General features: G+C 71.0%; 16 protein-coding genes. 9 read left to right on the plus strand and 7 right to left on the minus strand.

Annotation, left to right across the window (positions count from 1 at the left end; translation table 11 throughout):
- Positions 1-82: 82 nt before the first annotated feature.
- From KV102_RS04630 to rfbA, 3 genes are all read right to left on the minus strand, one after another.
- The gene (locus tag KV102_RS04630; protein WP_220345428.1) at positions 83-2221 is read right to left on the minus strand and encodes an acyltransferase family protein; all 2139 of its coding nucleotides are present in this window, start codon (positions 2219-2221) and stop codon (positions 83-85) included.
- A gap of 61 nt (positions 2222-2282) precedes the next feature.
- The gene (locus KV102_RS19495; RefSeq protein WP_220345429.1) at positions 2283-4616 is read right to left on the minus strand and encodes a CDP-glycerol glycerophosphotransferase family protein; all 2334 of its coding nucleotides are present in this window, start codon (positions 4614-4616) and stop codon (positions 2283-2285) included.
- Positions 4617-4621: 5 nt separating this feature from the next.
- Entirely contained in the window at positions 4622-5500 is an 879-nt protein-coding gene (gene rfbA / locus KV102_RS04640) for a glucose-1-phosphate thymidylyltransferase RfbA (RefSeq protein WP_220345430.1), read from the minus strand.
- Positions 5501-5570: 70 nt separating this feature from the next.
- Here rfbA and KV102_RS04645 point away from each other — a divergent pair, with 70 nt between their 5' ends.
- The 6 genes from KV102_RS04645 to KV102_RS04670 all read left to right on the plus strand — a co-directional run bounded on the left by KV102_RS04645 (position 5571) and on the right by KV102_RS04670 (position 13336).
- On the plus strand, positions 5571-7340 hold the full coding sequence (locus tag KV102_RS04645; protein WP_220345431.1) for a DUF563 domain-containing protein: 1770 nt from the start codon (positions 5571-5573) through the stop codon (positions 7338-7340).
- Between the two features lie 51 nt (positions 7341-7391).
- Complete coding sequence (locus tag KV102_RS04650; protein ID WP_220345432.1) at positions 7392-9191, plus strand: glycosyltransferase; 1800 nt, start codon at positions 7392-7394, stop codon at positions 9189-9191.
- 9 nt (positions 9192-9200) lie between these two features.
- Positions 9201-10199, plus strand: a complete 999-nt coding sequence (rfbB, locus tag KV102_RS04655; RefSeq protein WP_220345433.1) for a dTDP-glucose 4,6-dehydratase — start codon at positions 9201-9203, stop codon at positions 10197-10199.
- Entirely contained in the window at positions 10196-11575 is a 1380-nt protein-coding gene (locus KV102_RS04660; protein ID WP_220345434.1) for a bifunctional dTDP-4-dehydrorhamnose 3,5-epimerase family protein/NAD(P)-dependent oxidoreductase, read from the plus strand. The genes rfbB and KV102_RS04660 overlap by 4 nt, the downstream gene beginning before the upstream one ends.
- A gap of 77 nt (positions 11576-11652) precedes the next feature.
- Positions 11653-12549, plus strand: a complete 897-nt coding sequence (locus KV102_RS04665; RefSeq protein WP_220345435.1) for a hypothetical protein — start codon at positions 11653-11655, stop codon at positions 12547-12549.
- Between the two features lie 43 nt (positions 12550-12592).
- On the plus strand, positions 12593-13336 hold the full coding sequence (locus tag KV102_RS04670) for a bifunctional 2-polyprenyl-6-hydroxyphenol methylase/3-demethylubiquinol 3-O-methyltransferase UbiG (protein WP_220345436.1): 744 nt from the start codon (positions 12593-12595) through the stop codon (positions 13334-13336).
- On the opposite strand, the gene KV102_RS04675 is transcribed toward KV102_RS04670, so the two are convergent.
- Entirely contained in the window at positions 13320-15635 is a 2316-nt protein-coding gene (locus KV102_RS04675; protein ID WP_220345437.1) for a polysaccharide pyruvyl transferase family protein, read from the minus strand. The genes KV102_RS04670 and KV102_RS04675 overlap by 17 nt on opposite strands.
- Positions 15636-15752: 117 nt before the next feature.
- Between KV102_RS04675 and KV102_RS04680 the strand changes: the two genes are divergently transcribed.
- Positions 15753-17552: a glycosyltransferase gene (locus KV102_RS04680; RefSeq protein WP_220345438.1), complete on the plus strand. Its 1800-nt coding sequence runs from the start codon at positions 15753-15755 to the stop codon at positions 17550-17552.
- 19 nt (positions 17553-17571) lie between these two features.
- On the opposite strand, the gene KV102_RS04685 is transcribed toward KV102_RS04680, so the two are convergent.
- Positions 17572-18402 carry a TylF/MycF family methyltransferase gene (locus KV102_RS04685; protein WP_220345439.1) on the minus strand — a complete coding sequence of 277 codons (831 nt, stop codon included), beginning with the start codon at positions 18400-18402 and terminating at the stop codon, positions 17572-17574.
- Positions 18403-18455: 53 nt separating this feature from the next.
- Between KV102_RS04685 and KV102_RS04690 the strand changes: the two genes are divergently transcribed.
- On the plus strand, positions 18456-19373 hold the full coding sequence (locus KV102_RS04690) for an SAM-dependent methyltransferase (protein WP_220345440.1): 918 nt from the start codon (positions 18456-18458) through the stop codon (positions 19371-19373).
- A 21-nt stretch (positions 19374-19394) separates the two neighbouring features.
- On the opposite strand, the gene KV102_RS04695 is transcribed toward KV102_RS04690, so the two are convergent.
- Positions 19395-21035, minus strand: coding sequence for a long-chain fatty acid--CoA ligase (locus KV102_RS04695; RefSeq protein WP_220345441.1), 1641 nt, complete (start codon positions 21033-21035; stop codon positions 19395-19397).
- 214 nt (positions 21036-21249) lie between these two features.
- On the opposite strand from KV102_RS04695, the gene KV102_RS04700 reads away from it, so the two are divergent.
- Positions 21250-22632, plus strand: a complete 1383-nt coding sequence (locus tag KV102_RS04700; protein ID WP_220345442.1) for a M14 family zinc carboxypeptidase — start codon at positions 21250-21252, stop codon at positions 22630-22632.
- Positions 22633-22719: 87 nt separating this feature from the next.
- On the opposite strand, the gene KV102_RS19500 is transcribed toward KV102_RS04700, so the two are convergent.
- The gene (locus KV102_RS19500) at positions 22720-24237 is read right to left on the minus strand and encodes an Ig-like domain repeat protein (protein WP_220345443.1); all 1518 of its coding nucleotides are present in this window, start codon (positions 24235-24237) and stop codon (positions 22720-22722) included.
- Positions 24238-24270 lie beyond the last annotated feature (33 nt).

Below are 24270 nucleotides of genomic sequence, written 5' to 3' on the forward strand. Positions count from 1 at the left end.
CGAAACCCTAGCGGCACGGTCACGAGGTGGTCACCGGCCCCCGGCCCGGCGATCAGGGGCACACAAGCCGGCCGACGGACGATCAGCCGCGAGCCAACGCCGTCATGAGCGGCCGTTCGAGCACCGGCGCGAGCGTTCGCGCGTAGGTCGCCGTGAGGTGCGAGCCGTCGAAGTACACGACAACACCCCCGACCGCGCCGTCGCAGCGCTCCGGCTGGCAGATCCGGTCGTTCAGGTTCGCGAGGACGATGCCGCGGTCGTCGAGGTCGTGGACGGCGTCGAGGACCGGCTCGGAAGGCTCCCACTCGTGACGGGGCGCGGAGCACCGGGTCAGGTCGGCGGCGTTCTCGGCCAGGCAGTCCGGGATGATCATCCCTGGAGCGGGGGTGTCTCGGATGACCACGACCGGCACTCCGGACGCCCTCACGGTGGACAGGATCGTCTCGTAGCCTCGACGGTAGTCGTCCTGACTGCCTGCGATGTCCTGTCCGACCACGGGGACCGAGATCCGGTTGGTGTAGACCACCAGGTCATGGTCGCCGGAGGCGATCCGCCGCGTGACCCGTCCCACCCATGCCGAGCACCGCGCCGACTTGGCGGCGGTGTCGAACTGTTGCGGGGTGTCGGCCAGACCGCACTGAGAGGCCAGGTAGGTCGTGATTCGCCATCCCCGCGTGCGCGCAACCTCCTGGAGGGCTGGCAGCCACTGTCCGGCGTGGGAGTTGCCGGTGAGGACGACCGAGGTCTTCGCGTCCGGATCGCCGAACTCGCACACCGTCACAGGGAACCGTGGTGCGCTCGCCCAGCAGTCCTTCCCGCCAGACACCTCCTCGTACGCCTCCGACTTGTCCTTGAGCGCCTGTGCGGGCGCGGGGACGACCTCGCCGTCGGTCGTGCGGGGGCAGTCTGCCCCGGGAGCGAGCGCGGAGGCTCCGAAGCACGGATCGTCGTCGGCGATGGCCGCCGCCAGGGCGTCTCGTGCGGTGGCCTCCCTTCGATCGACCTCGACGAGCTGGACCGCGGTCATCGCGACGACGACGGCCATCCCGACAAGTCCGAGTGCGTAGGGCTTGCGAAGCGGCCTCCCCCACTCGGGACTGCGGAACCGATCCTCGACATGACGTTTCGTGAGGTCGGCCAGGACCAGGGACGCTGCCAGGATCGCCAGCTTGTCCAGCAGCCCGAGGTCCGATCCCGTGGCGTACGGCAGGAGGACGATGAGCGGCCAGTGCCAGAGGTAGACCGAGTACGACACGTCACCCAGCCACTGGACCGGCCTCGTGGCCATCATTCCCGCCGGCGAGCCGGGCGCGGTCGGAGCGTTGGCAGCGATCACAGCGGCAGCGCCCAGCACCGGCAGCGCGGCCTGCCATCCCGGGAACGGGGTCGCGGCGGAGTACACGAATGCCGTCCAGACGATCGCCGCCAGACCGAGCCAGACGAGGACGACGCGCGCGGTCGCCGGCCAGGCGACAGCCTCCACGGTTCGGCCACGGCCGAACCCGTTCTTGCCGACGAGGACCGCCAGCAACCCTCCGACGCCGAGCTCCCACACGCGGGTCGGCGTGACGAAGTAGGCGCGGGCCGGCTCGGTGACGGTCTGCTGGACCGAGTAGACGAAGGAGGCGGCAACCACGACGCCGAGCCCCAGGGCGACGACGGCCGTGGACGATCGGCGAATCCTCGCTGCCGACGCAACCAGCACGAGGATGAGCAGAGGCCACGCGATGTAGAACTGCTCTTCGACCGACAGCGACCAGAAGTGCTGGACCGGCGAGGGCGAGTTCTCGGCTGCCAGGTAGTCCACCGCGTCCGACGCGAGGACCCAGTTGACGACGTACAACGCGGCAGCGCCCGCCTGTTTGGCCGTCGCTGCCCACTGCGTCTCCGGTGCGAGCAGCCGGGACGCGACCAGCGTGACGGCGAGGACCAGGAGCGAGGCCGGGAGGAGCCGGCGGATCCGCCGCGACCAGAACACTGCGAGGTCGCGGCCGCCCCGAGGGGGTCTGCCGAGAAGGTGCGACGTGATGAGGAAGCCGGAGATGACGAAGAAGACGTCGACGCCGGCGAATCCACCGGTGAGCCGGTTGGGCCACAGGTGGTAGATCAGCACCAGAGAGACGGCGACCGCCCGCAGCGCCTGGATGTCGGCGCGGGTTCCCGACGCTGCGGGTTCGTCGCGCGCCCGCGGGGAGCGCTCGACCAACGACCTGCTGCTCACGTCGTTCGTACCTCGGGGTCTCGTCGGACTGCGGGTGTCCCGGTCGATGATAGGTGTCGCCTCAACGTTCGTCGTACAAGGCATCCACCACGCGAGCTGCGGCTCGACCGTCGTCGAGCGGGTTGTACGCAGCCCGCCACGCGGCGTATCGCGCTGCGAACTGGGTCTGCGTCGTCTCCAGGTCGCGCAGGACCCTGACGACCGCGGCCGTGCTCCGGACAACCGGTCCGGGACCTGACTCCTCGAGGTCGAGGTAGGTCCCGCGACGGCGGTCGCGATAGTCGTCGAGGTCCGGGGCGAGGAAGACCAGTGGCTTCCCGGTCACCGAGTAGTCGAACATGATCGATGAGTAGTCGGTCACGGCGACGTCGGCAGCCAGGAACAGGTCGTTGATCTCGGGGTACCCGGTGACGTCGAGGACGTCCCGGCCACCGATGCGAGTCGCCCAGCCGGAGATGTTCATGTGGCCGCGGACCAGCACGGTCACCTTCCGTCCGAGCCCGCGCACGACCTCGTCGGTGTCCAGGAACTGGTCCATCACGCGGTTGCCGTCCCGCCACGTCGGCACGTAGAGGACGACGAGCCGGTCGTCCTCGATCCCGAGCGCGCGCCGCACCCGCGCGACCTCGGCAGCGTCGGCACCCGCGAGGGCGTCGTTGCGGGGATAGCCGAGCTGGACGATCGGTCCGTCGTAGCCCCAGACCCGGCCGAACACGTCGGCACTGTGCGGATTGCCGGCGAGCAGGGCGTCCCACCGGGCGACGCTCGCCGCGGTGGCTGCACTCCCCTGCCGGTCCTGGCCGAAGCCGGGGCGGTCGCTGCCGAGCCGCTTGAAGGGCGTCCCGTGCCAGGTCTGGACCACCGTCTGGCCGGAGCGCCGGCGCAGCCCGTACGGGAGACCGGCGTTGAACGTGAGGAACCGTGCCTGGGCGAGGACTTCCCACCACTCGCGTGAGCCTCGGAGGACTCCCCGACCGCCCTCAGGGACCGCGACCGAGAGGTCGGCGACACCCCACACCAGCTCGAGGTCCGAACCACGTCGGCGCAGCTCGTCGTGGATCGCCCGTGCGCTGTCGGTGGCGCTGGTCCCGTAGTAGCACTCGAAGTAGGCCAGGCGACGCGGTTGCGAGGTCGAGGTCGCGTAGCGGTGTTCCAGCACCGCCTGCGCTCGATCACTACGCTCGTCGTCAGCCAGCGGCGCCGCGGACTCGATCAGCATCCGGTCGCCCTGTCCGCGCAGCACGCGCACGCGAAGCACGTCGGACCCCGCCCAGACCCCCACCGGCTCGAGCAGGTCCTCGGCGAGCTCGACCGGCACCTCTTCCTTCCCCGACACCACCCACAGCTGGTAACGGCCCGCCGGGAGCGGGATGTTTGTCCCGAGCCAACCGCACACGGACGTCGGAATCGTGAGGACGGTCTCCCCGCTTCGTGCTGCAAGGTCGACCTGGACGCGACCACGGGGTCCGCGCACCTCGAGGACCGCGTCCGCCGGCAGACCTTCGACGCGGCCGACGATCGTGACGCGAGACGCCGTCACGTCGAGCTCGGACACCGCCAGAACGGCCCCACATCTGATCTCGGTGACTCCCGACGCCCTGGACGCGACTCGCAGCCCGCCGTCCGCGATCGCCGCGGCCCGCTGCTCAGCACGCCGGAGGACACGGGCAGTCGACCCGTCGGGCAGCGTGGCCACCAGAACCTGTCGTGCCGACGGGGCTTCCTCCACCGTGATCCTGGCGCGCACGACTCCCTTCTCGACGACCGACTCGATCCGCCGGAGCACGGACCCGGGCGCCTCGCCCAGCAGCGCGAGACCGTCCGCAGACCGAGCCTCGACCTCGACGACCAAGGCCCCTGCGTCTCCCTCGACACGCGCAAGAGCTGCGGTGACCGACGCACGGACGAGCACGAGTCCGTCCGTCTTGGACCAGGTGAGCCTCGTGTTGCTTCCCTCCGCCACTCCTGACGCGCGGAGGTGTCGCGCCGGCGCGCCGGGTGGACGGGTCGCGAACGGTCGGCGGACCAGTCGGCCACCCTCCCGCGCGACGACGTCGACGACGATCCGTCCACGGCGCCACGTGCCAAGGTCAAGCTCGGCCTCGAACACGGCGTTTGCATGCGAAGACCGCTTGTCGCCCGGATGGAGATCGGCGATCTCGTCGTGGACGCGGGTCACGGCAGCGGTGGCCACGACCTCGCCACCGGCGCCTACGGCGAGGAGTGAGTCCACCGCCAACGCGTCGGCGCCCTCGACGTACGCCCAGCCACGGACGGCGATGGTGCCCGCCCGCGCCCAGGAAGCGCGCTCCAGCACGACCACGGCATCGGTCTCGGCACGCGGTGGCGCGGCAGGCGCAGAGCGTCGCAACCGCGACACTGCGCGGTGGAGCACGCTTCTCACCGTCGTCGGTCCTGCGACTCCAGCAGTCCCAGCAGGTAGGCGCCGTAGCCGCTCTTGACCAGCGGCTCGGCCCGCTCGCGCAGCTCCTCGTCGCCGAGGAACCCCATCCGCCAGGCGACCTCCTCGGGGCAGCCGATCTTGAGGCCCTGGCGGCTCTCGATCGTGCGGACGTAGTTGCTGGCGTCGTTGAGCGAGTCGAACGTGCCGGTGTCGAGCCAGGCGGTGCCGCGCGGCAGGACCTCCACCTGCAGACGCCCCTGCTCGAGGTAGATGCGGTTGAGGTCGGTGATCTCCAGCTCCCCCCGGTCGGAGGGTCGCAGACTCGCCGCGTACTCGACCACGTCGTTGTCGTAGAAATAGAGCCCGGGGACGGCGTAGCTGCTCTTGGGCGTCGCCGGCTTCTCCTCCAGCGAGACCGCGCGGCCGTCCGCGTCGAACTCGACCACGCCGTAGGCACTCGGGTCGCTCACCTGGTAACCGAAGACGGCAGCACCGTCGAGGTCGTGGAACCGTCCCAGCTGGGTCCCGAGACCGGCGCCGTAGAAAATGTTGTCACCGAGCACGAGGCCGACCCGATCGTCACCGACGTGGTCGGCTCCCAAGACGAACGCCTGCGCGAGCCCTTCCGGCCGCGGCTGCACCACGTACGACAGGGCCACACCGAAGCGTGAGCCGTCGCCCAGCAAGCGGTGGAACTGCGGCGCTTCGTCCGGTGTCGTGATCACGAGGATGTCCCGGATCCCCGCGAGGATGAGGGTCGACAGCGGATAGAAGATCATCGGCTTGTCGTAGACGGGGACGAGCTGCTTGCTCGTGCCCAGGGTGATCGGATGGAGTCGCGATCCGGTTCCCCCGGCCAGGATGATGCCTCGCATGCGGACATCGTAGGGCGCGTCGTCGCTCAAGCACCCCGTCATCGCCGACATTTTCGGGCACGATGACCCCATGACCGGCGACGCGCTCGACGAGATCGGCCGGCGGCGGGGGGCGCGCCAGTCGTCGGACGGCCACGACTACCTGACCGCGTACGAGGCGGCGCTCACCCGGGCGGGGACTCCCTCGGTGATCGTGCTCGTGCTCGCTGACGGCGCCCTCACCACCGCCTGCACGTTCGGCGAGCGTTGGCCGGAGGCGGAGGTGCACGTGCTCCACCCACGCAGCGCAGGCGAGGTCGTCGGCGTCGCGACAGGTCAGGATCGGCCGGCGAACGTCCACGTCCATGCGTTCACCGGCCCCCGCGAACGGCGCGACCTTCAGGCTGTGCTCCCGCGACCCGACCTGCTCGTCGAGGCGTTCGTCTCGGAGACCGCCTCCAAGATCGCCGCACTGCGTCAGATGCACGGCTACGTGCGGGCCGGTGGCATCTACGCGGTGGAGGGTATCGACCGGGCCCCCGGGGACCGGTCCGAGTCCGACGCGGGCCCGTCGGTCCGTGCGGTGATCGAGGACGTGGTCGCACGCGTCGAGCGACGGCTGCCCAAACGTGGGTGGGCGACCTGGCAAGACACCGTCGCGCGGACGCTCGCCGCGGTCACGTACCACCGGGACCTGGCGTTGCTGACCAAGAGCGAGCCCTTGCTCCGGATGCTCCGGACGGCCGAGACCGAGCCGCTGCTGACGGCGCGCTACGGCGACGACAGTCCGGTGGAGACCCTCCTCACCCACGACCGGTACACGTTCACCTCGCGGGCGAGCATCACCTCCGTGGGCGAGGGGCCTGCGGTGCTCGAGGGCGAGCTGACGGTCCCCACGCGCCAGCTGCGCGCGTACGCCGACGTCGTGACCTACCCTCGTCAGCTCGTCTCGTACGGGGACTTCTGGCTGCCCGACACCTTCCGGCACCAGCAGGCGGCCCACCTCGGTCACCACGGGCTGATCCGGTCCGGAGACCGTCTGACGTACATGCGCCCGCGCTGGCGACCCGCCCTGCGGCGACGCTGGGACGGCGGACCGCTGTTCTACCTCGACAGCGAGTTCGCGGGGCACTTCGGCCACGTGACCACCGAGGTGGTCTCCCGGTTGTGGGGCTGGGACGAGGCCCGCGCCAGGCACCCCGAGCTCCGTCCGCTGATGAGCCTGCGGCCCGGCCAGACCGACGTCCCGGCGTTCGCTCGCGAGATCCTGGCGGGGTTCGGGATCGACCCCGACTCCCTCGTCGTCCAGTCCGGCGACGAGGCCCTCGAGGTGCCTCTGCTGCTCGCCGCCGATCCGCAGTTCGAGAACCCGCGCTACGCCGACCTCGCCCTCGGGGACACCTGGCGGCGCATCGCCGACGGTCTCGGGGAGGTCGTCTCCCCGGTCGCGGCAGAGAAGGTGTTCATCTCCCGAGGTGGCCGGCGCGCGTGCCTGCAGGGCCCGCGGGTCGAACGGTTCTTCCGGCGGCGCGGCTTCGCGGTCGTCCGCCCGGAGCACTACTCGTACGGGGAGCAGGTGCGGCTGTTCCAGCAGGCGCGGATCATCGCCGGGTACGGCGGAAGTGGACTCTTCACGATGATGCACGCGCCGCAGGCGCGTGTCGTGATCATCTCCGGGGACGGCTACGTCGCTCAGAACGAGGCCCTGATCGCCGCCGTGAACGGCAACGACCTGCACTACTTCTGGGGTCAGACCGAGAGGAGACCCCCGGACCCGCGCAAGCGCAAGACGGTGTTCGCCGACGACTTCTCCTTCGACCTGCGCCGTCATGCCCGGGCCCTCCGGCAGCTGGCGCACTGAGCGTCCGCAGCGCGTCGTCAGCCGCGGAGAGCCCCCGGTAGCCTGACCCTCGTGCGCGCCAACCCCCTGAGCCTGCCCGACGGCACGTACGTCTCCGTCGCGAGCGCCGTCCGCCCCGACAAGGGCGGACGCACCGCCGTCCTGCTCATGCGTGCCAGTGCGCTGGCCGACGCCGGTGCCCGCAGCGTCATCGCCACCATCGCCGACGTCCCGGAGCAGGACGACTTCCGGGACCAGCTCGTCGCCCGCGGTTCGCTCTCGCCGGCGGTCGAGGTCGTCAACATCTTCACCGACCTCCGTGACCGCGACCCGGCGACGTTCGGGTCCGGCAGCGGCATCCCGACGGCACCGCCGGCGGACCTGGTGATGACCGAGGAGACCCGTGCCGACGGCACGCCGTACCAGCAGGTCTGGCGCCGGCCGGACGACCCGGCGACCGCTGAGCCGGCTGTGGTGGACCACCTTCGCTCCGACGGTTCGCTCTTCCTTCGCTGGTCCTCCTACGCCGGCACCACGATCGAGCTCGTGGACCACGACGGTCGTGCCGTCCGCCGCTTCTCCTACCGGGGTCCGTTCGTGCGGTGGTGGCTGAGGAGACTCGTCGGCGACGGGGACGGCTTCGTCATCACCGACTCACGGCGCCTGCTCCCCATGCTTTTCGGTCTTCCCTCGCCACGGATGCACCTGGTCGCGGCGTTCCACAACCCGCACGTCGAGCGGGAGGGCCGCTGGGACGGATCGCTGAAGGGCCCGTACGCCCCGGCGTTGGAGCGCCTGGCCGACCTGGACGGCCTCGTCCTCCTCACCGAGCGGCAACGAGACGAGGTCGCCTTGCGCTGCGGGCGCACCGACAACCTCTTCGTCGTCCCCAACCCGGTCGCTCCCCCGACGTTGCCCGACCCGCTGCCCCCGAGAGACCCCAAGCGTCTCGTCGTCGTCGGCCGTCTGGAGGCGCAGAAGCGCGTGGGGCACGCTCTCAAGGCCGTCTCGCTCGCCCTGCGGACCGATCCCGACCTGAGGCTCGACGTCTATGGCGACGGCACCGGCCGTCACCGGCTGGAGAAGCAGGCCCACGACCTCGGCATCGCCCACGCCGTCACCTTCCACGGGTACGACCCGGGCGCGCGTGACCGCACGCTGACGGCCGGGGCGTTCTTGGTGACCAGCCGGCACGAGGGCTATCCCCTCGCCACCCTCGAGGCGATGAGCCGGGGGTGCCCGGTGATCAGCTACGACATCAAGTTCGGGCCCCGTGAGCAGATCGACGACGGGGTGGACGGCTTCCTCATCGCCGACGGTGACGTCGCGGCGTTCGCCGACCGGATCCTCGCGCTCACGTCCGACCGCGACCGCTCCTCGGCGATGAGCCGAGCGGCGTTCGCCAAGGCCGCCGAGCACACGCCGCAGAGGTTCGCCGAGGACTGGGCCGCGGTCTTCCGGACGGTCAAGGCGCAGGACGCACGCCGCGTGCACCTGACGGCGGCGGCTCTGCACCGTACGGGGCTGCGCGACGGCTCCTTCTCCGGCCACCTGCTGCTGCGGGCGGGCCGGCGCAGGCTCGACCCGCACGAGCTCACGGTCTCGCTCGACGTGATCGGCGAGGAGACCGGCGACGTGGTCTCGTTCCCCGTCTCCGTGCGACCGGCGGCGCTCGGGTCCTGGCGCGGACGCGCACGGCTGGCGGCCCGCGTGGACGACGCCCGCGTCGCGTCCACCCTCGGGGACCAGCCGGTGCGTGCGCGGGTGATGGTCGTCTGGCGCAACGCGGCCTGGCAGTCGCCGATCGAGGTCGTGAGCCCTGTTCGAGACGAAGAGCTTCGACTCGGTCGCAGCGACGATCGGCGTGACTAGACTGCTCGGGTGTCTACGATCCTCGTCACCGGCGGCGCCGGATTCATCGGGTCCAACTTCGTCCACCACCTGGTGGATAACACCGACCACTCGGTGACCGTCCTCGACGCGTTGACGTACGCCGCGAGCCGCGGGTCGATCGACATGCTGCCTGAGGACCGGGTCTCGCTCGTGGTCGGTGACATCGCCGATGCCGACACGGTCGACCCGCTGGTCGCCGACCACGACGCGGTCGTCCACTTCGCCGCCGAGTCGCACAACGACAACTCGCTGGACGACCCGAGCCCGTTCGTGCGCACGAACCTCGTCGGCACCTTCACGCTCCTCGAGGCGGTCCGCCGCCACGGGACGCGGTTCCACCACGTCTCCACCGACGAGGTCTACGGCGACCTCGAGCTCGACGACCCCGCGCGGTTCACCGAGTCCACCCCGTACAACCCGTCGAGCCCCTACTCGTCGACCAAGGCGGGCTCCGACCTCCTGGTGCGCGCCTGGGTGCGCTCGTTCGGCGTCGAGGCGACGATCAGCAACTGCTCCAACAACTACGGACCGTTCCAGCACATCGAGAAGTTCATCCCGCGCCAGATCACGAACGTCCTCGACGGCCGGCGGCCCCGGCTCTACGGTCAGGGCGCCAACGTCCGCGACTGGATCCACGCCGCCGACCACTCGAGCGCGGTCCGGACGATCCTCGAGCGCGGCCGGATCGGCGAGACCTACCTGATCGGCGCCGACGGCGAGAAGAACAACCGCGAGGTCGTCGAGACCATCCTGGACATCATGGGGCTCCCGACCGACGCGTACGACCTCGTCACGGACCGTCCGGGTCACGACATGCGCTATGCGATCGACTCGACCAAGCTGCGCACCGAGCTGGGGTGGGCGCCGCAGTTCACCGACTTTCGGTCGGGGCTGGCGGCGACGATCGGCTGGTACCGCGACAACGAGACCTGGTGGCGTCCCAAGAAGGAGGCCGTCGAGGCACGGTACGCGGAGGCGGGTCAGTGACGACCGACCTCACGGTCCGAGCAACCGCCATCGACGGTCTCCTCGTCCTCGACCTTCCTCTGCACGGCGACAGCCGCGGGTGGTTCAAGGAGAACTGGCAGCGCGAGAAGATGACCGCGCTGGGGCTTCCCGACTTCGAGCCCGTCCAGAACAACGTCTCGTACAACGCGACCGCCGGCGCCACCCGCGGCATCCACGCCGAGCCGTGGGACAAGCTCGTCTCGCTGATGACCGGCAGGGCGTTCGGCGCCTGGGTCGACCTGCGACCGGGCGCCGACTTCGGGACGACCGTCACCGTCGACCTGCACCCCGGCGTAGCGGTCTTCGTCCCGCGCGGAGTCGGCAACTCCTACCAGGCGCTCGAGGACGGCACGACCTACGCGTACCTCGTGAACGAGCACTGGCGACCCGACGTCGTCTACACGGCGGTCGCGCTCGACGACCCGGCGCTGGGCATCGACTGGCCGATCCCGATCAGCGAGGCGGAGGTCTCCGACAAGGACCGCGCCAACCCGCTGCTGGCCGACGTCACGCCGATGGAGCCGCGTCGCGCGCTGATCCTCGGCGGGTACGGCCAGCTGGGTCGCGCGCTGCGAGCGGCGCTTCCCGACGCGGACGCCGTCGACCTCGACACCTTCGACATGACCGACCCTGCGGCGTACGCGGGGGTCGACTGGGCGCGGTACGACACGGTCGTCAACGCCGCTGCCTACACCGCGGTCGACGCCGCCGAGACCAGCGACGGTCGCAGGGCTGCATGGGCCGCCAACGTGACCGCGCTGACCCACCTCGCGCGAGTGGCGCGGCGCCACCGGCTCACGGTGGTCCACATCTCCAGCGACTACGTCTTCGACGGCACCCACGAGAGCCACGACGAGGAGGAGCCCTTCTCCCCGCTGGGCGTCTACGGACAGACCAAGGCGGCGGGCGACGCGGTGATCGCCACCCTCGACCGCCACTACGTCGTCCGTACCAGCTGGGTGATCGGTGACGGCGGAAACTTCGTCCGTACGATGGCGCGCCTGGCCAAGGATGGGGTCAGCCCGTCGGTCGTCGACGACCAGGTCGGCAGGCTCACCTTCACCGACGACCTCGCCCGCGGCATCGTCCACCTGCTGCGCACGCGCCCGGGGTACGGGACCTACAACCTGAGCGGCGGCGGCGCTCCGATGTCCTGGTACGACGTCGCCCGTGAGGTCTTCGCTCGCTGCGGACGCGACCCCGGCGACGTCACGCCGAGCTCCACGGAGGCGTACGGCAAGGACAAGGACCTCGCCCCCCGTCCGCGGCACTCGGTGCTCGACCTCGCCAAGATCGAGTCGACGGGGTTCGTCCCGACGCCGGTGTCGACCTCTCTGGACGACTACCTCGGCTGAGCGAGCATCCCTCGATCGACCGTGGCGCTGATTACAGTGGTCTCCAGTCCGAGCCAGCACCACGGAACGGGGCAGACGTGAGCAGACCTGCGACGTCGTTCGCCGCTAGACGCATCAAGCCGCTGCTCGGAGACCGCATCTGGGCGAGGTTGCGAGACTTGAGGTGGGGTCGACGCGTCGCGCCGCCACGCTCCCCGTCGCGCCCGCAGCGCCTGTCCGAGATGGACCTCACACAGCTGGCCCAGCACTTCCGTACGGACAAGTGGGGGACCCACCGCTACACGCCGCACTACGAGCGCCACTTCGCGCCGTTCCGACACCGCAGGATCAACGTGCTCGAGGTCGGGATCGGCGGCTACGCCCGTGAGGGCCGCGGCGGTCAGTCGCTACGGATGTGGAAGCACTTCTTCCGCGACGCTCAGATCGTCGGGCTCGACATCGAGGACAAGTCGTTCGTCGACCGCCCCCGCATCACGACCTACCGTGGCAGCCAGACCGACCCGGGGGTGCTTCAGCGCATCCTCGACGAGGTGGGCGAGCTGACGATCGTGATCGACGACGGCAGCCACCGGCCCGAGCACGTCCGCGCCACCTTCGCCTACCTGTTCCCGCGGTTGGCCGACGGCGGCCTCTACGCCATCGAAGACACGCAGACATCCTACTGGCCCGAGCGTGGCGGGAGCGACGACCTCGACGACCCGACCACGACGATGGCGCTGGTGAAGTCGCTCGTCGACGGCCTCAACCACGAGGAGTTCGTGGACGAGACGTACGAGCCCAGCTACACCGATCTCCACGTGGTGGCGGTGCACTGCTACCACAACCTCGTGATCATCGAGAAGGGCGACAACCGCGAAGGCACCCGTCGTCGCTCGATCCTCAGGTCGAGGTACGCCGACCTCCCGGCTGCGGATCGTCCACCGATCGACAACGCATCGTCCCAAGGGGTGTCCGACGGCGAGCAGGTCCCGTAGCGTACGAGCAGTCCATCCCACAGCACGCAGAAGCCGAGCGACGATGAAACAGAGCGAGATCGCCAAGCTCGCATCGATCGAGGACAAGCACTGGTGGTTCCGCGAGCGGCGCGCACTCATCGCGTCGTTCATCGCGGACATCCCGGCCGGGCGCGCCCTCGACATCGGTGCCGCCGCAGGCGGTAACACCCGCACCTTGCAGCAGGAGGGGTGGGAGTCGGTCGCGCTCGAGTACGACGACTCAGCGGTCGAGCTCGCCCGCGCACGCGGGCTGGACGTCGTGCAGGGCGACGCCCGTGACCTTCCGTTCGAGGACGATGAGTTCGACGCCGTCGTCGCCTACGACGTGCTCGAGCACATCGCGGAGCACGACGTCGTGGTCGCAGAGATCGCACGGGTGGTACGCCCGGGCGGCAAGGTGTTCATTGCCGTGCCGGCCGATCCGGCGCTGTGGAGCGCCCACGACGAGGCGGTCGGCCACGTCCGTCGCTACACGAGGGAATCCCTCGTGGCTCTCTTCGACAGGCCAGAGTTCACGCTCGACCTCGTCAAGTCGTGGAACGTCCTGCTCCGCCCGGCGATCCGGCTGGCCCGGCGCGACAGCGAGGGAAGCGACATCGAGCCCATGGCCGCGCCCGTCAACGCGGCGCTCGGGGCTGTCATCAAGCTCGAGCGACACCTCCCGCTCGGCAGAAGAAAGGGTGTCTCCCTCCTTCTGAACGCGACCGTCTGTCGGCCGTCCATCACGGCGCCCCGGGCGACACCGTCGATCAACGGCCGTAGCTGAGCGCGGCCCCCTCGACCGGGCGGAGCCGGGAGTCGACGGCCCATTCGGCGGGAACGACGCCGCGGTCGGGTCCCGCCTGCAGGTGCAGCGCCTCCCGCAGCCCGAGCCGGTAGGCCCCCGCTCGCTCGAGCGTGGTCGCGGCGAAGCCGGTGGTCCGCATCGTCGCGAGGTCGAGCACCAGGACGTCGACCTCGAACGCGTCGAAGTCGAAGGTGTGGGCGCCGTAGGCAACGCGGCGCAGCTCGGTCGAACGGCGCGTGTCCGACATCAGGCGGAGCGCGGCCGCCTCGATCATGCCGAAGCCGCTCGTACGGCCTCGTCTGACGGCGGTGGGGGCGGCGAAGGCATGCCCTCCGAGGTCGAGGTCGAACAGACCACCGGGGTCGCGGTGGACGACGGCCCCTGGAGGCAGGAGCACCGCGCGGTCGACATCGGGCAGCAGCTCACCGAGCGCGAGGACGTCGTGGACCGTCGCGCCGTCGGTCTCGACCGTCCGGATCGCGAGCGACGGAGAGGCGAGCGGCCGGAGCGTCTCCAGGTCGACCCCGCTGACCCCCGTGCCGAGCAGCGTCACCCGCAGCGGTCGCTGCGCGTGCTCGGCGAGACCGATCAGCAGGTCACACACCTGCGAGGTCGTCGTGGCGGCGTCGTCCGCTCCCACCGGGACCACGATCTCGTCGACAGCCGACGCCCTGTCCTCGTCGTGGGCAGTCTCGGCACCGACGACGGTCCCGCCGACGACCGAGGGCGTCGCGAACCCTCCGTCCGCCGTCGGCACCAGAGCGGCCCGCCGAGCCTCCGCCTCTCGCACGCGGTCGGCGGTGAGCGTCCGCCACAGCGCGTACACGTCGCTCTCCCCCGCACCGGTGAGGATCGCCGTCGTCATCTGCTCGAGGAGGTCGGTGATCTGGGTCCGGATCGCGTCGAACTCCTGGTCGTCGATCCCGGCCAGCCCTTCGAACCGCGGGTCGGACAGGTTCTTGGGGACGAAGTCGACCTCGAGGCCGAGCGAGCGCGCGGGCAGATAGGCGTGCAGCCTCGATGTCACCAGGGACCGGTGGGTGCTCCGGTAGGTGTCCAGGAGGGTCGCCGCATCGCGCAGGTTGTCCGCGAACGACGTCGTACGGATGGTGTCGCGGCTGTGCTTGTAGACGGTGCCGTTCCTGGGGACGTCCTCGGCGGGGACGTCGACGTAGGCGACCGGCGCTCGGCGGCCCGGCCTCTTGTCCTGGTCCGGGAAGACGGCGCTCACCGTCGTCGTCAGGCATCCCGAGAAGAACGCCGGCACCCCCATGGACAGAAGGAGGTCGACCGTCGTCCAGTCGCGGCAGCCGATGGGGCCGTACTGGCGGAGGTAGTCGACGGCCTCCGGGGTCATCAGGTCGCGCTTGTTGCAGTGGAACGAGACGAACAGCGGGAGAAGGTTGCGGTGGAACGGGAACCCGTAGCGCACGTCGAACAGCGCGTGCATGTACCAGCCGAACGCCAGGGTCCACGTGCCCGGCGGGATCTCCGCGTACGCGGACGCGTCACGGGGAGCGGCGATCACCTTCACCTGCACCGCCGTGCCGTCGACGCGCAGCCGCTCGGGGACGCGCTCCTGCAGCTCCGTCAACGCCTCGGCGAGCTCCTTGTCGCCGCCGAAGGTCGCCCCGGAGTGCCGGACCAGGTGGCCGAGGGACGCGAGGCTCTGGACGTGGTCGCCGATGTTGGCCGAGGCGCGACGACGGCCGGGGTGCGCATAGGTCAGGACGGCGAACGACACGGCGCCCGTCCCGACAGCAGGGGCGCTCGCGGACGTCGGCGCACTCTCGATCCAGTCGCGCATCCAGTCGCGGGCCTCACGCGTCCGCTCGCCGACGACGTCACGTGACGACACCTCGGCGTCGAGCCTGCGGAACAGGGCACGCGCGAGGTCGCTCTCGCCCAGCGCGTAGACCGGCCCGAGGGCCTCGTACCAGGCCCGCGGCTTGAGCTCGAAGCCCGGATCGTCGGCGAGCGCGCGCAGGTCGGCCAGGACCCGCTCGCGATCGTGGACGAGCCCCGACCGGACGTAGGCCGTCATCGCACGACGGGCCCACACCTGCGGCGGCACGCCGTCGAAGCGCTCCCACGCCAGGCCGCTGAGACCGGCCTCGTACGCCTCGACCGCCTCCGTGGCCAGATGCCTCGCCTCGGGAGCGGCCTTCGGGGTGCTCAACGGGATCGCCTGGGTCGGCCGCCCGCGCCCTGCGCGTCGGCCGAGCACAGCGCGCACCGGGTGGGTCAGGCGGGACGCACGCCGCGGCGTGGTGGGCATCGATTCTCCTCGGGTAGGGCCTCGCACAGCGTAGATGACCCGCCGCGAGCATCCGCCGCTACGGTCGCGACGACCAGATCGCTCCCCGGCGGCTGCACGCCCGGCTACCATGTCGCGATGACACCCGGTGTCGCGCCGAACGCCGTGGCGCCCGAGGCCCCGGCCCTCCCGCACGGCACCTATCTCTCCGTCGCCCGCAGCATCCGACTGGGCAAGGGGGGCCGCACCGCAGCGCTGCTGATGCGCGCCCGCTTGCTGGGCGAGGTCGGAGGGCGCCGCTCGCTGGTGGTGACCTACGACGCCTACCCGGGTTATGACGAGGTCCGCGAGGTGCTGGTCGCCAGAGGACTCCTCCAGCACGCGTCGCACCTCGTGAACCTCTTCGAGGACTACCGCTGCCGTTCGTCCGCCGACCTCGGGACCGGCACCGACCCGCTCCTCCCCCTCGCCGGTACCCGATCCGACGACGAGGAGCGCCCCGACGGATCACCCGGCACCCGGACCCACCTCACCGAGGGCGGCACGGTCGAGGCGGTCGACCACCTCCGGCCCGACGGCACGGTCTTCCTTCGTGAGCTCGTCGACCCCGCGGGGACGGCGTTCCTCCTCGTCGACCACCAGGAACGTGTCGTACGTCGCTGGAGGCGACGGCCCGCGATGGTGCGCGCGTGGCTGCGGGAGCTCGTACCCGACGGCGACGTCTTCGTCGTGACGGACAGCCGCTTCACCGTCCGGATCATCCGGGAGCTGACGCAGCGGCGCTTCCACGTCCTCGAGGTGGTGCACAACCCGCACACGGTGCCGGACTTCCGGTGGGACCGCCCGCTGCAGCCGACCTTCCGGGGTGTCTTCGACCGTCTCGCCGAGCTCGACGGACTCGTTCTCCTCACCGAGCGCCAGCGCCAGGACGTCGCCCTCGCCTTCGGGCCCACCAACAACCTGTTCACCGTGCCCAATCCCGTCTGGCCAGCCACGGACACGACCGGAGCCCTTCGCGCGCGGGACCGCTTCGTCGTCCTCGGAAGGCTCGCGGCGCAGAAGCGGGTCACGCACGCCCTCGACGCCTTCGCGCTGGCCCGGCGTTCGGTGGGCACGGCGACCCTGAGCGTGTACGGCGACGGCGACCTCCGCCCCGCGCTCGAGGAGCACGCCCGCAGGCTCGGCGTGCTCGACCACGCCACCTTCCACGGCCACGACCCGGGCGCTCGCGACACCCTGGAGACCGCGACCGCGCTCCTGGTCACCAGCATCCACGAGGGATATCCCCTCGGGACGCTGGAGGCGATGAGCCGGGGATGCCCCGTCATCGGTTACGACGTCCCCTACGGCATGCGAGAGCAGATCCAAGACGGCGAGAACGGATTCCTGGTCGAGGCCGGCGACGTCGGTGCGATGGCTGCACGGATGGTGACACTGGCAGGCGACCCCGGACTCGTCGTGCGGATGAGCCGCGCCGCCCGGCAGCGCGCCGCAGAGCACGCTCCCGAGCGCACGCTGTCAGCCTGGGCGACAGTGTTCGCGCGCGTTCGCGACCAGAGGGCGTCTCGGACGAGGATCACGGCGTCCACGTTGAGCCGCGCGAGTCTCGACGTGCGCCGACGGCTCCGTCCAGGCGGTCCGCGCCTCGGGCTGGACGCCGCGGTCACGCTCACCGGCACCGGCCCTGATCCGGGCCCGCGGACGGTCGAGGCCTTCCTCGACGTCGCCGCCGGCACCGGCGGTGTCGTACGGACTCCGCTGCGCGTGTCCGTCACCCGGGACGGCATCCGTACCCGCGGGAAGGTCTCGCTGCGCTCGCTCCAGGACTCCCTCGGCGATGAGGTCGTCCGCGCACGGCTGGTCGTCGTGTGGCAGAACTCCGCGCGGGTGCTCAACCTGGCAGAAGGAAAGGCCGGGCAGCTGCGGGTCTCCGCCTGAGCTCGGTACGACCGACCCGCTACTCCCGGACCAGGTGCAGCTTCGCCCGCTCCTCGCGGCGCCAGCCGGAGCGCCCGGCGAAGTACTCCTCGACCGCCTTCCGGCACCCCGACCAGGCGTAGTAGTCGTCGAGCACGATCCGCCCGCCACTGACGATCAACGGTGCGAGGCGCTCGAGGCACGTCATCGTCGACTCGTACCAGTCGCCGTCGAGGTGGGCCAGCACGACGGGCTCGTCGAGGTCGATCGTGTCGGCGAACAGACCCTTCACCAGCGAGACGGATGTCGTCTCGACGGGGACGCCGTGGCGCTCGAACGAGTCCCGTACCTCCTCGTACAGCCCGTCCCGGTATCCGTAGTACGTCGATCCGCCGACACCGCTCGCGCCGCCGGCGACGATCGTCTCGTAACGCTGGTGGACATCGGCACCATCGGCGTCCGTGGGTGGCGGGATCATGCCGAAGACGTCGTAGACGTGCATCGGGCGAGCGGGCGCCTTGGCCGCTGCCATCACGATCGCCGACCCGCCACGGGCGGTCCCCGCCTCGACGACCGCCCCCGAGAGGCCGGAGCGCTCGGCCTCGAGCACGGCCAGGGCGAGGGTGCGCAGATAGGTCGCGCTCAGATAGCTGAGGCCCTCACTCCGTACGCCGGTGATGACCTTCTCGACCTCGTCGGGGACGACGAGCCCACCTCGAGCCGCGTCGAGCTGGGCACGCACCTCTGCGAGGTCTCGCTCGGTCCGGCGCAGCGTGCGCCGCGTCTGCCTGAGACGAGTCCGGAGCTGGTCCTCGGTCTGGGTGCCCGCGGACGCGCCACGGAGCCACCTCGTCGGTCTGAGTCGATTCATGCGCACAGCCGACATCGAACACCATCGGCACCCCTGACTGCTAGCGTCGCGGCGTGATCGCGTGGCGGGAGGCCTGGCAGGAGGCGTTGTACGGGCCCGGCGGCTTCTATCGCCGCGAGCACCCGGTCGACCACTTCCGCACCTCGGTGCACGCCTCCGACGCCTTTGCCGCAGCGGTGCTGGCCTACGTACGCCGTGCCGGCCTGAGGGCGGTGGTCGATGCTGGCGCGGGCCGCGGCGAGCTCCTGCGGACCCTCGACGCCGCCGCGCCGGGTGAGCTGGAGCTTCACGGCGTCGACCTCCGCCCCCGCCCGGACGACCTCCCGCCGACCATCGGCTGGAGCTCTGAGGTCCCCGACGGCGTCGACGGCCTGCTGATCGCCAACGAGCTGCTGGACAACCTCCCGTGCGACGTGGTCGAGCGCGACGACGACGGGTCCCTGCGGGTGGTGATGGTCGACCCGGCGACCGGCGAGGAGGAGCTCGGCCCGCTCGTGCGCGCCCCGGACACCGTGGCGTGGCTCGACCGTTGGTGGCCGTGCCCCGACCCGGGTGAGCGCGCCGAGGTGGGCCTGTCGCGGGAGGCGTGGTGGCGGGACGCGGTCGGCAGGGTGGTCCGAGGAGCGGCGATCGCGATCGACTACGGCCACCGCGCCGACGACCGTCCTCCGTTCGGCAGCCTGCGGGCCTACCGCAGCGGCGCGGAGGTCGACGTGGTCCCCGACGGCACCCGCGACGTGACGGCACACGTCGCTGTCGATGCCCTCGCGGACGCCGTGGGCGGCACCCTGCGTCGTCAGCGAGATGTGCTGCGCGACCTGGGTCTCGTCGGCGCACGTCCTCCGCTCGCGCTCGCCTCCACCGACCCGCACGCCTATCTCGCCGCGCTGGCGGCGGCCTCGGAGGCCGCCGAGCTCACGGCGGCCGGCGGTCTCGGTGACTTCTGGTGGATCGTGACCGAGGTCCCCTGACCGGACGACCCCGGAGCCCCGTCACTCGCGGCGGCGCACGTCCAGCGTTCCGTCGGCGTACGCCTTGCGCAGCACCTTCTTGTCGAACTTGCCGACCGAGGTCCGGGGTACGGCCTCGATGAACGTCCACGCCTCAGGCAGCTGCCATGCCGCGAAGGACCCCGCGAGGTGGTCTCGCAGCGCCTCGGGAGTCACGTCGGCGCCCGCGCGGACCACGACCGTCGCGAGGGGGCGTTCCTGCCACTTCTCGTCGGGGATCCCCACGACCGCGGCCTCGACGACGTCCGGGTGGGCCATCAGCGCGTTCTCGAGGTCGACCGACGAGATCCACTCACCGCCCGACTTGATCACGTCCTTCGCGCGGTCGGTCAAGGTGATGTAGCCGCGTGGATCGATCGTCCCGACGTCACCGGTGCGGAGCCAGCCGTCGGAAAACTTCTCGGGGTCGTCGTCAAGGTAGTAGGAGCCGGTGATCCACGGGCCACGCACCTCGACCTCTCCGACCGCCTCGCCGTCGTGCGGCAGCTCCTCTCCACCGTCGCCGACGAGCCGCGCCTCGACGCCGCCCAGGAGCCGACCCTGGCCGGCGCGGAAGCGCCACGCCTCTTCCTCGTCCACGCCGAGCGGCGGCTTCCCGGAGGTGGCGACGGGAGAGGTCTCCGTCATGCCCCACGCCTGCTGGATGCGCACGCCGTGGCGGTCCCAGAGCGCGCGCTGCAACGACTCCGGGACGGCGGAGCCGCCGCAGAGGACGGTGCGCAGCGAGGTCAGGTCGGAGGGGTGCTCGTCGATCCGGCCGAGGATGTCGTTGAAGACCGTCGGCACGCCGCCCGCGAGGGTCGGGCGCGTCTCCTCGATGAGGCGTACGAGCGGCTCGGCCTGGAGCCAGCGGTCGGGCATCACCAGCGACGCGCCGACCAGCACGGCGGCGTACGGGAGGCCCCATGCGTTGGCGTGGAACATGGGGACGATCGGGAGCACGCGATCCTCCGGGCCCATCCCGGCGTTGTCGCCCATCGCGATCGACATCGAGTGCAGGTACGCCGAGCGGTGGCTGTAGACGACGCCCTTGGGGTGGCCGGTGGTCCCGCTCGTGTAGCACATCGCGGCGGCGTCGTGCTCGTCCACCGACGGCCACGCGAAGTCGTCGTCGGGGGCAGCGGCGAGCTCGTCCTCATAGCGCAGGACCGTCCTGCCCGACGCCTCCAGCGGGCTGAGGTCGGCCTCCGCGGCCTCCGGCCCGGCCACCAGGACGTGGGTGACGGTCTTCATCTGCGGGAGCACCGCCGCGAACGGCGCGACGAGCGAGGCGTCCACGACGACCACCGCATCCTCCGCGTGGTTGACGACGTAGGCGACCTGCTCGGGGAACAACCGGATGTTGACGGTGTGCAGGACCGCGCCCATGGCCGGCACCGCGAGATAGCACTCGAGGTGCTCGGCGTTGTTCCACATGAAGGTGCCGACACGCTGGTCACCAGTCACCCCGAGCCCTCGCAGCACCTGCGCCAGGCGCGTTGCTCGGCGGCCGATCTCGCCGTACGTGCGGGTCCGGGTGCCGTCGGGGGTGGCGGTGACGACGGTGGCGTCGGCGTACGCGGTCGTGCCGTACCGCATGAGGCGGCCGAGGCTGAGGGGGACGTCCTGCATGGTGCTGCGCATTCGGGGCCTCCGAACGAATGTGGCGTGGCTCACACAGTGTGCCGGAGGTTCCCGTTTTCGTCATCGGCTAGCAGGGACAAGCCCCACTTGTCTGGACTTTTCACAGACTGGAGTTGCCGAGTCGGTGACGGACCCTCACGGTGGGGGAACACGTGGCCGCCGCGGGGGCTCGACGTCTTCGGCGAACGGTGGCCTCAGGCGAAAGGACGATCCCTTGCGCTCCACCTCCCCACCCCGACCTTGGCCCACGATCCTCGCGACCGCCGCAGGCATCGCACTCGCAGCCTCCGCGCTCGTCGGCAGCGGCACGTCAGCCGGTGCCGGACAGCGCGACGACGGTCTGGAGGCGGCCCTCGCCGCGGCGGCCGAGGACGCCCCGGCCGCGCTGCAGACGCCGTTCGAGCAGTCCGGCGGCGCGACCTGGACGACCCACCCGCAGTCCCTGGCGTTCTACCGCCAGCTCGACGCCTCCTCCCGACGCGTCACGGTCGGCACCATCGGCCGTACGACGCAGGGCCGCCCGCTCCAGCTCGTCTCGATCGGCTCTCCCGCGCCGAAGGCGCAGGCCGAGGCGGCCGGTGGCTCGGTCGCGATGTTCGTCTGCTCGGTTCACGGCAACGAGCCCTCAGGCCGCGAAGCCTGCATGAAGCTCGCCCGCGACCTCGCTACGAGCACCGACGCCACGGTGACCCGGTTCCTCGCCCGGACCACGGTGCTCATCGTCAACGCCAACCCCGACGGATGGGTGGCCAACACCCGCGGCAACGCCGACGGCGTCGACGTCAACCGTGACTACCTCGAGCTGTCGACGCCGGAGGGCCGGGCGATCACGAAGGTGATCCGCGACTGGAACCCCGACGTCCTCAACGACCTCCACGAGTACGGTCCCAACCAGTACTACCGGACCGACCTGCTCCACCTCTGGCCGCGCAACCGCAACGTCGACGACCAGGTCCACTCGCTCAGCAAGGAGATGAGCGAGGAGTACTCCGCCGCCCAGGCGCGCAGCGAGGGCTTCACCGCCGGGATCTACGGCCAGTACGTCAAGGACGGCGAGCCGTTCCTCCAGGTGGCCGGAGACGAGCAGGTCCGGATCCTCCGCAACTACGCGGGGCTGGTGAACGTCGTGGGCATGCTCAGCGAGACCGCGACCCGTCCGCTCAACGACGAGGAGGCGGCCGACGTCCGCGTCCTCAACAACCGCCGGGTCGACACCAACTACGCGAGCGCGCTCGGGTCGACGCAGATGGTCGCCGAGAACCGCGCGACGCTGGCGCGGGAGACCGCGGCCGCCGCCGAGCGGCAGCGCGAGCTCGGCGCGACGCAGGGCGGGGTCGTCTATTTCGGGGGCCAGGACGACATGCTGCCGACCGATCCCGACCAGGTCGAGCCTGAGCCGATGTGCGCCTACCAGATCACCGAGGCGACCTTCCAGGACCTGCGCCGGACGCTGCGTCTGCATGACCTGAAGGCGACCCGCAACGCCGATGGTCGAGTGGTGAGCCTCGCGCAGGCGAACCGCGCGCTCGTGCCGCTGATGTTCGACACGCGGTCGGAGTACCGCCTCGCCGAGGGGACGCCGCTCGAGACCTGCTGACGCCGTCACCCACCGCAGGACTCGCAGCTGCGACCGCCATCTGGTCGCAGCTGCGAGTCCTCTGTCATCGGACGGGCTGCCGGAGCGTCAACGGACCCGGAGCACCGCGCGCGCCGACGAGCCGGTGAAGGCGGACGAGCCGCCGTACACGATGCGCAGCGTGTGCTTGCCGCGCTTCTTCAGCCGGGGCAGCGTCACGGTCACCGCGCCGCGCCTGGCCGCCGTGAGCGTCGCTCTGCCGACCCGCTTCTTGCCGTCGAAGACGGTGACCGTGCCGGTGGGACGGATCGTCGTGCCGCGGCCGGTGACGGTCACCGTCACCTTCGCCCGCTGCTTGCGGGTCACCTTCTTCTTGGACAGTCGGACCTTCGCGTCCGTGCCCGCCTTCGTGATCCGCACGGCGGTGCGTGCCGCCGCCGTCGTCGGCGAGAAGTCGGCACGGTACGACGCGATGATCTGGTGCGTCCCGACCGCGAGTCCTGCTGGGACGGCCACCGTCGCCGCACCCCGTGACAGACGCACGGTGCCCAGCGACCGGCTGCCCGCCGTCAGCGCCACGGTCCCCGCCGCGTAGGTCGCGCCACGAGCGACCGACACCCCCACCCGTGCGGCCCGTCCGTACGTCGTGACCGCAGGCGTGACCGTCATCCGGGCAGTAGCCGCGAAGGGTGTCGCCGAGTAGTAGACGGTCCAGATCAGCGGGCCGAGGTCGGCACCGGCGGCGACCCCGAGAACCCGCGCACCCGCCACGGTGGCGCGCGTCTCGCCGATCGCCTGGGACCAGGTGGGCTCCCCGCCGCCGGACAGGCCCGCGACGGACGCCAACGCGATGCCCTTCTCTGTCCTCGCGGTCTGGCCCGGGTGACGGTAGGTCACGTCAGCGCGCAGCTCACCGGTCATGCCCTGGGTCACCCACTCGAGGTCGGAGACCACGACCTCCCGGCGCGGGCTGGCCAGCCGGACGACGCCACCGGCCTGGATCCTCGCCGGGTACGCCTTGCGCATGTCCGTGATCGGGAATCGGAACCGGTCGGTGAACCTCGGATCGCGCACCGCTCCGCCCGAGAGCGTGACGCTGCCGCCCTCGGCTGCCACCGTGGCTCGAAGGGTGTCGCTGACGCCCCACACGAAGGCGGAGTTGGGCCGGTCGTACGGCGCCCCTGCCGGCGCCGGGCCGGGATAGCGCAGCTCCTGCCGGACCACGACGGAGCCGCTGCCGGTGACGGGGCCACCGGTGGTCGGCGTGAACGTCGCGGTGACCACCCCGGTGCCGACCGTCAACGGGCCTGGCACGCTGCCGGCGTAGACCGCGTCCGAACCCTCGACCGGCTCGAGCGTGACCGTCTTGCCGTCGAAGGCCGCTGTCATCGTGCCCGTGGTGACGTCACCGGTCACGGTGAACGAGACCCAAAGGCTGCTGTCGGCCCACGCCTCGGTCCAGCCGTTGTAGCTGAGGGTGCTCTGCTCGGCCTTGGCCGGCGAAGCCGCCAGGACTCCGGCGGCGAGCAGGACGGCGACGAGGGCCGCGACCAGGCGCCTCGCGTCGAACGAACCCCCGCTCCGACCGTTCCGAGGGCTGGGAGCGTTCAGGTGAAGGGTCGGCACGGGTCTCCTCGGTGTCGTGGCGCGCCGCCGCGC

The sequence above is a fragment of the Mumia sp. zg.B53 genome (assembly GCF_019550935.1).
In the GTDB taxonomy this organism is placed as follows: Bacteria; Actinomycetota; Actinomycetes; order Propionibacteriales; family Nocardioidaceae; genus Mumia.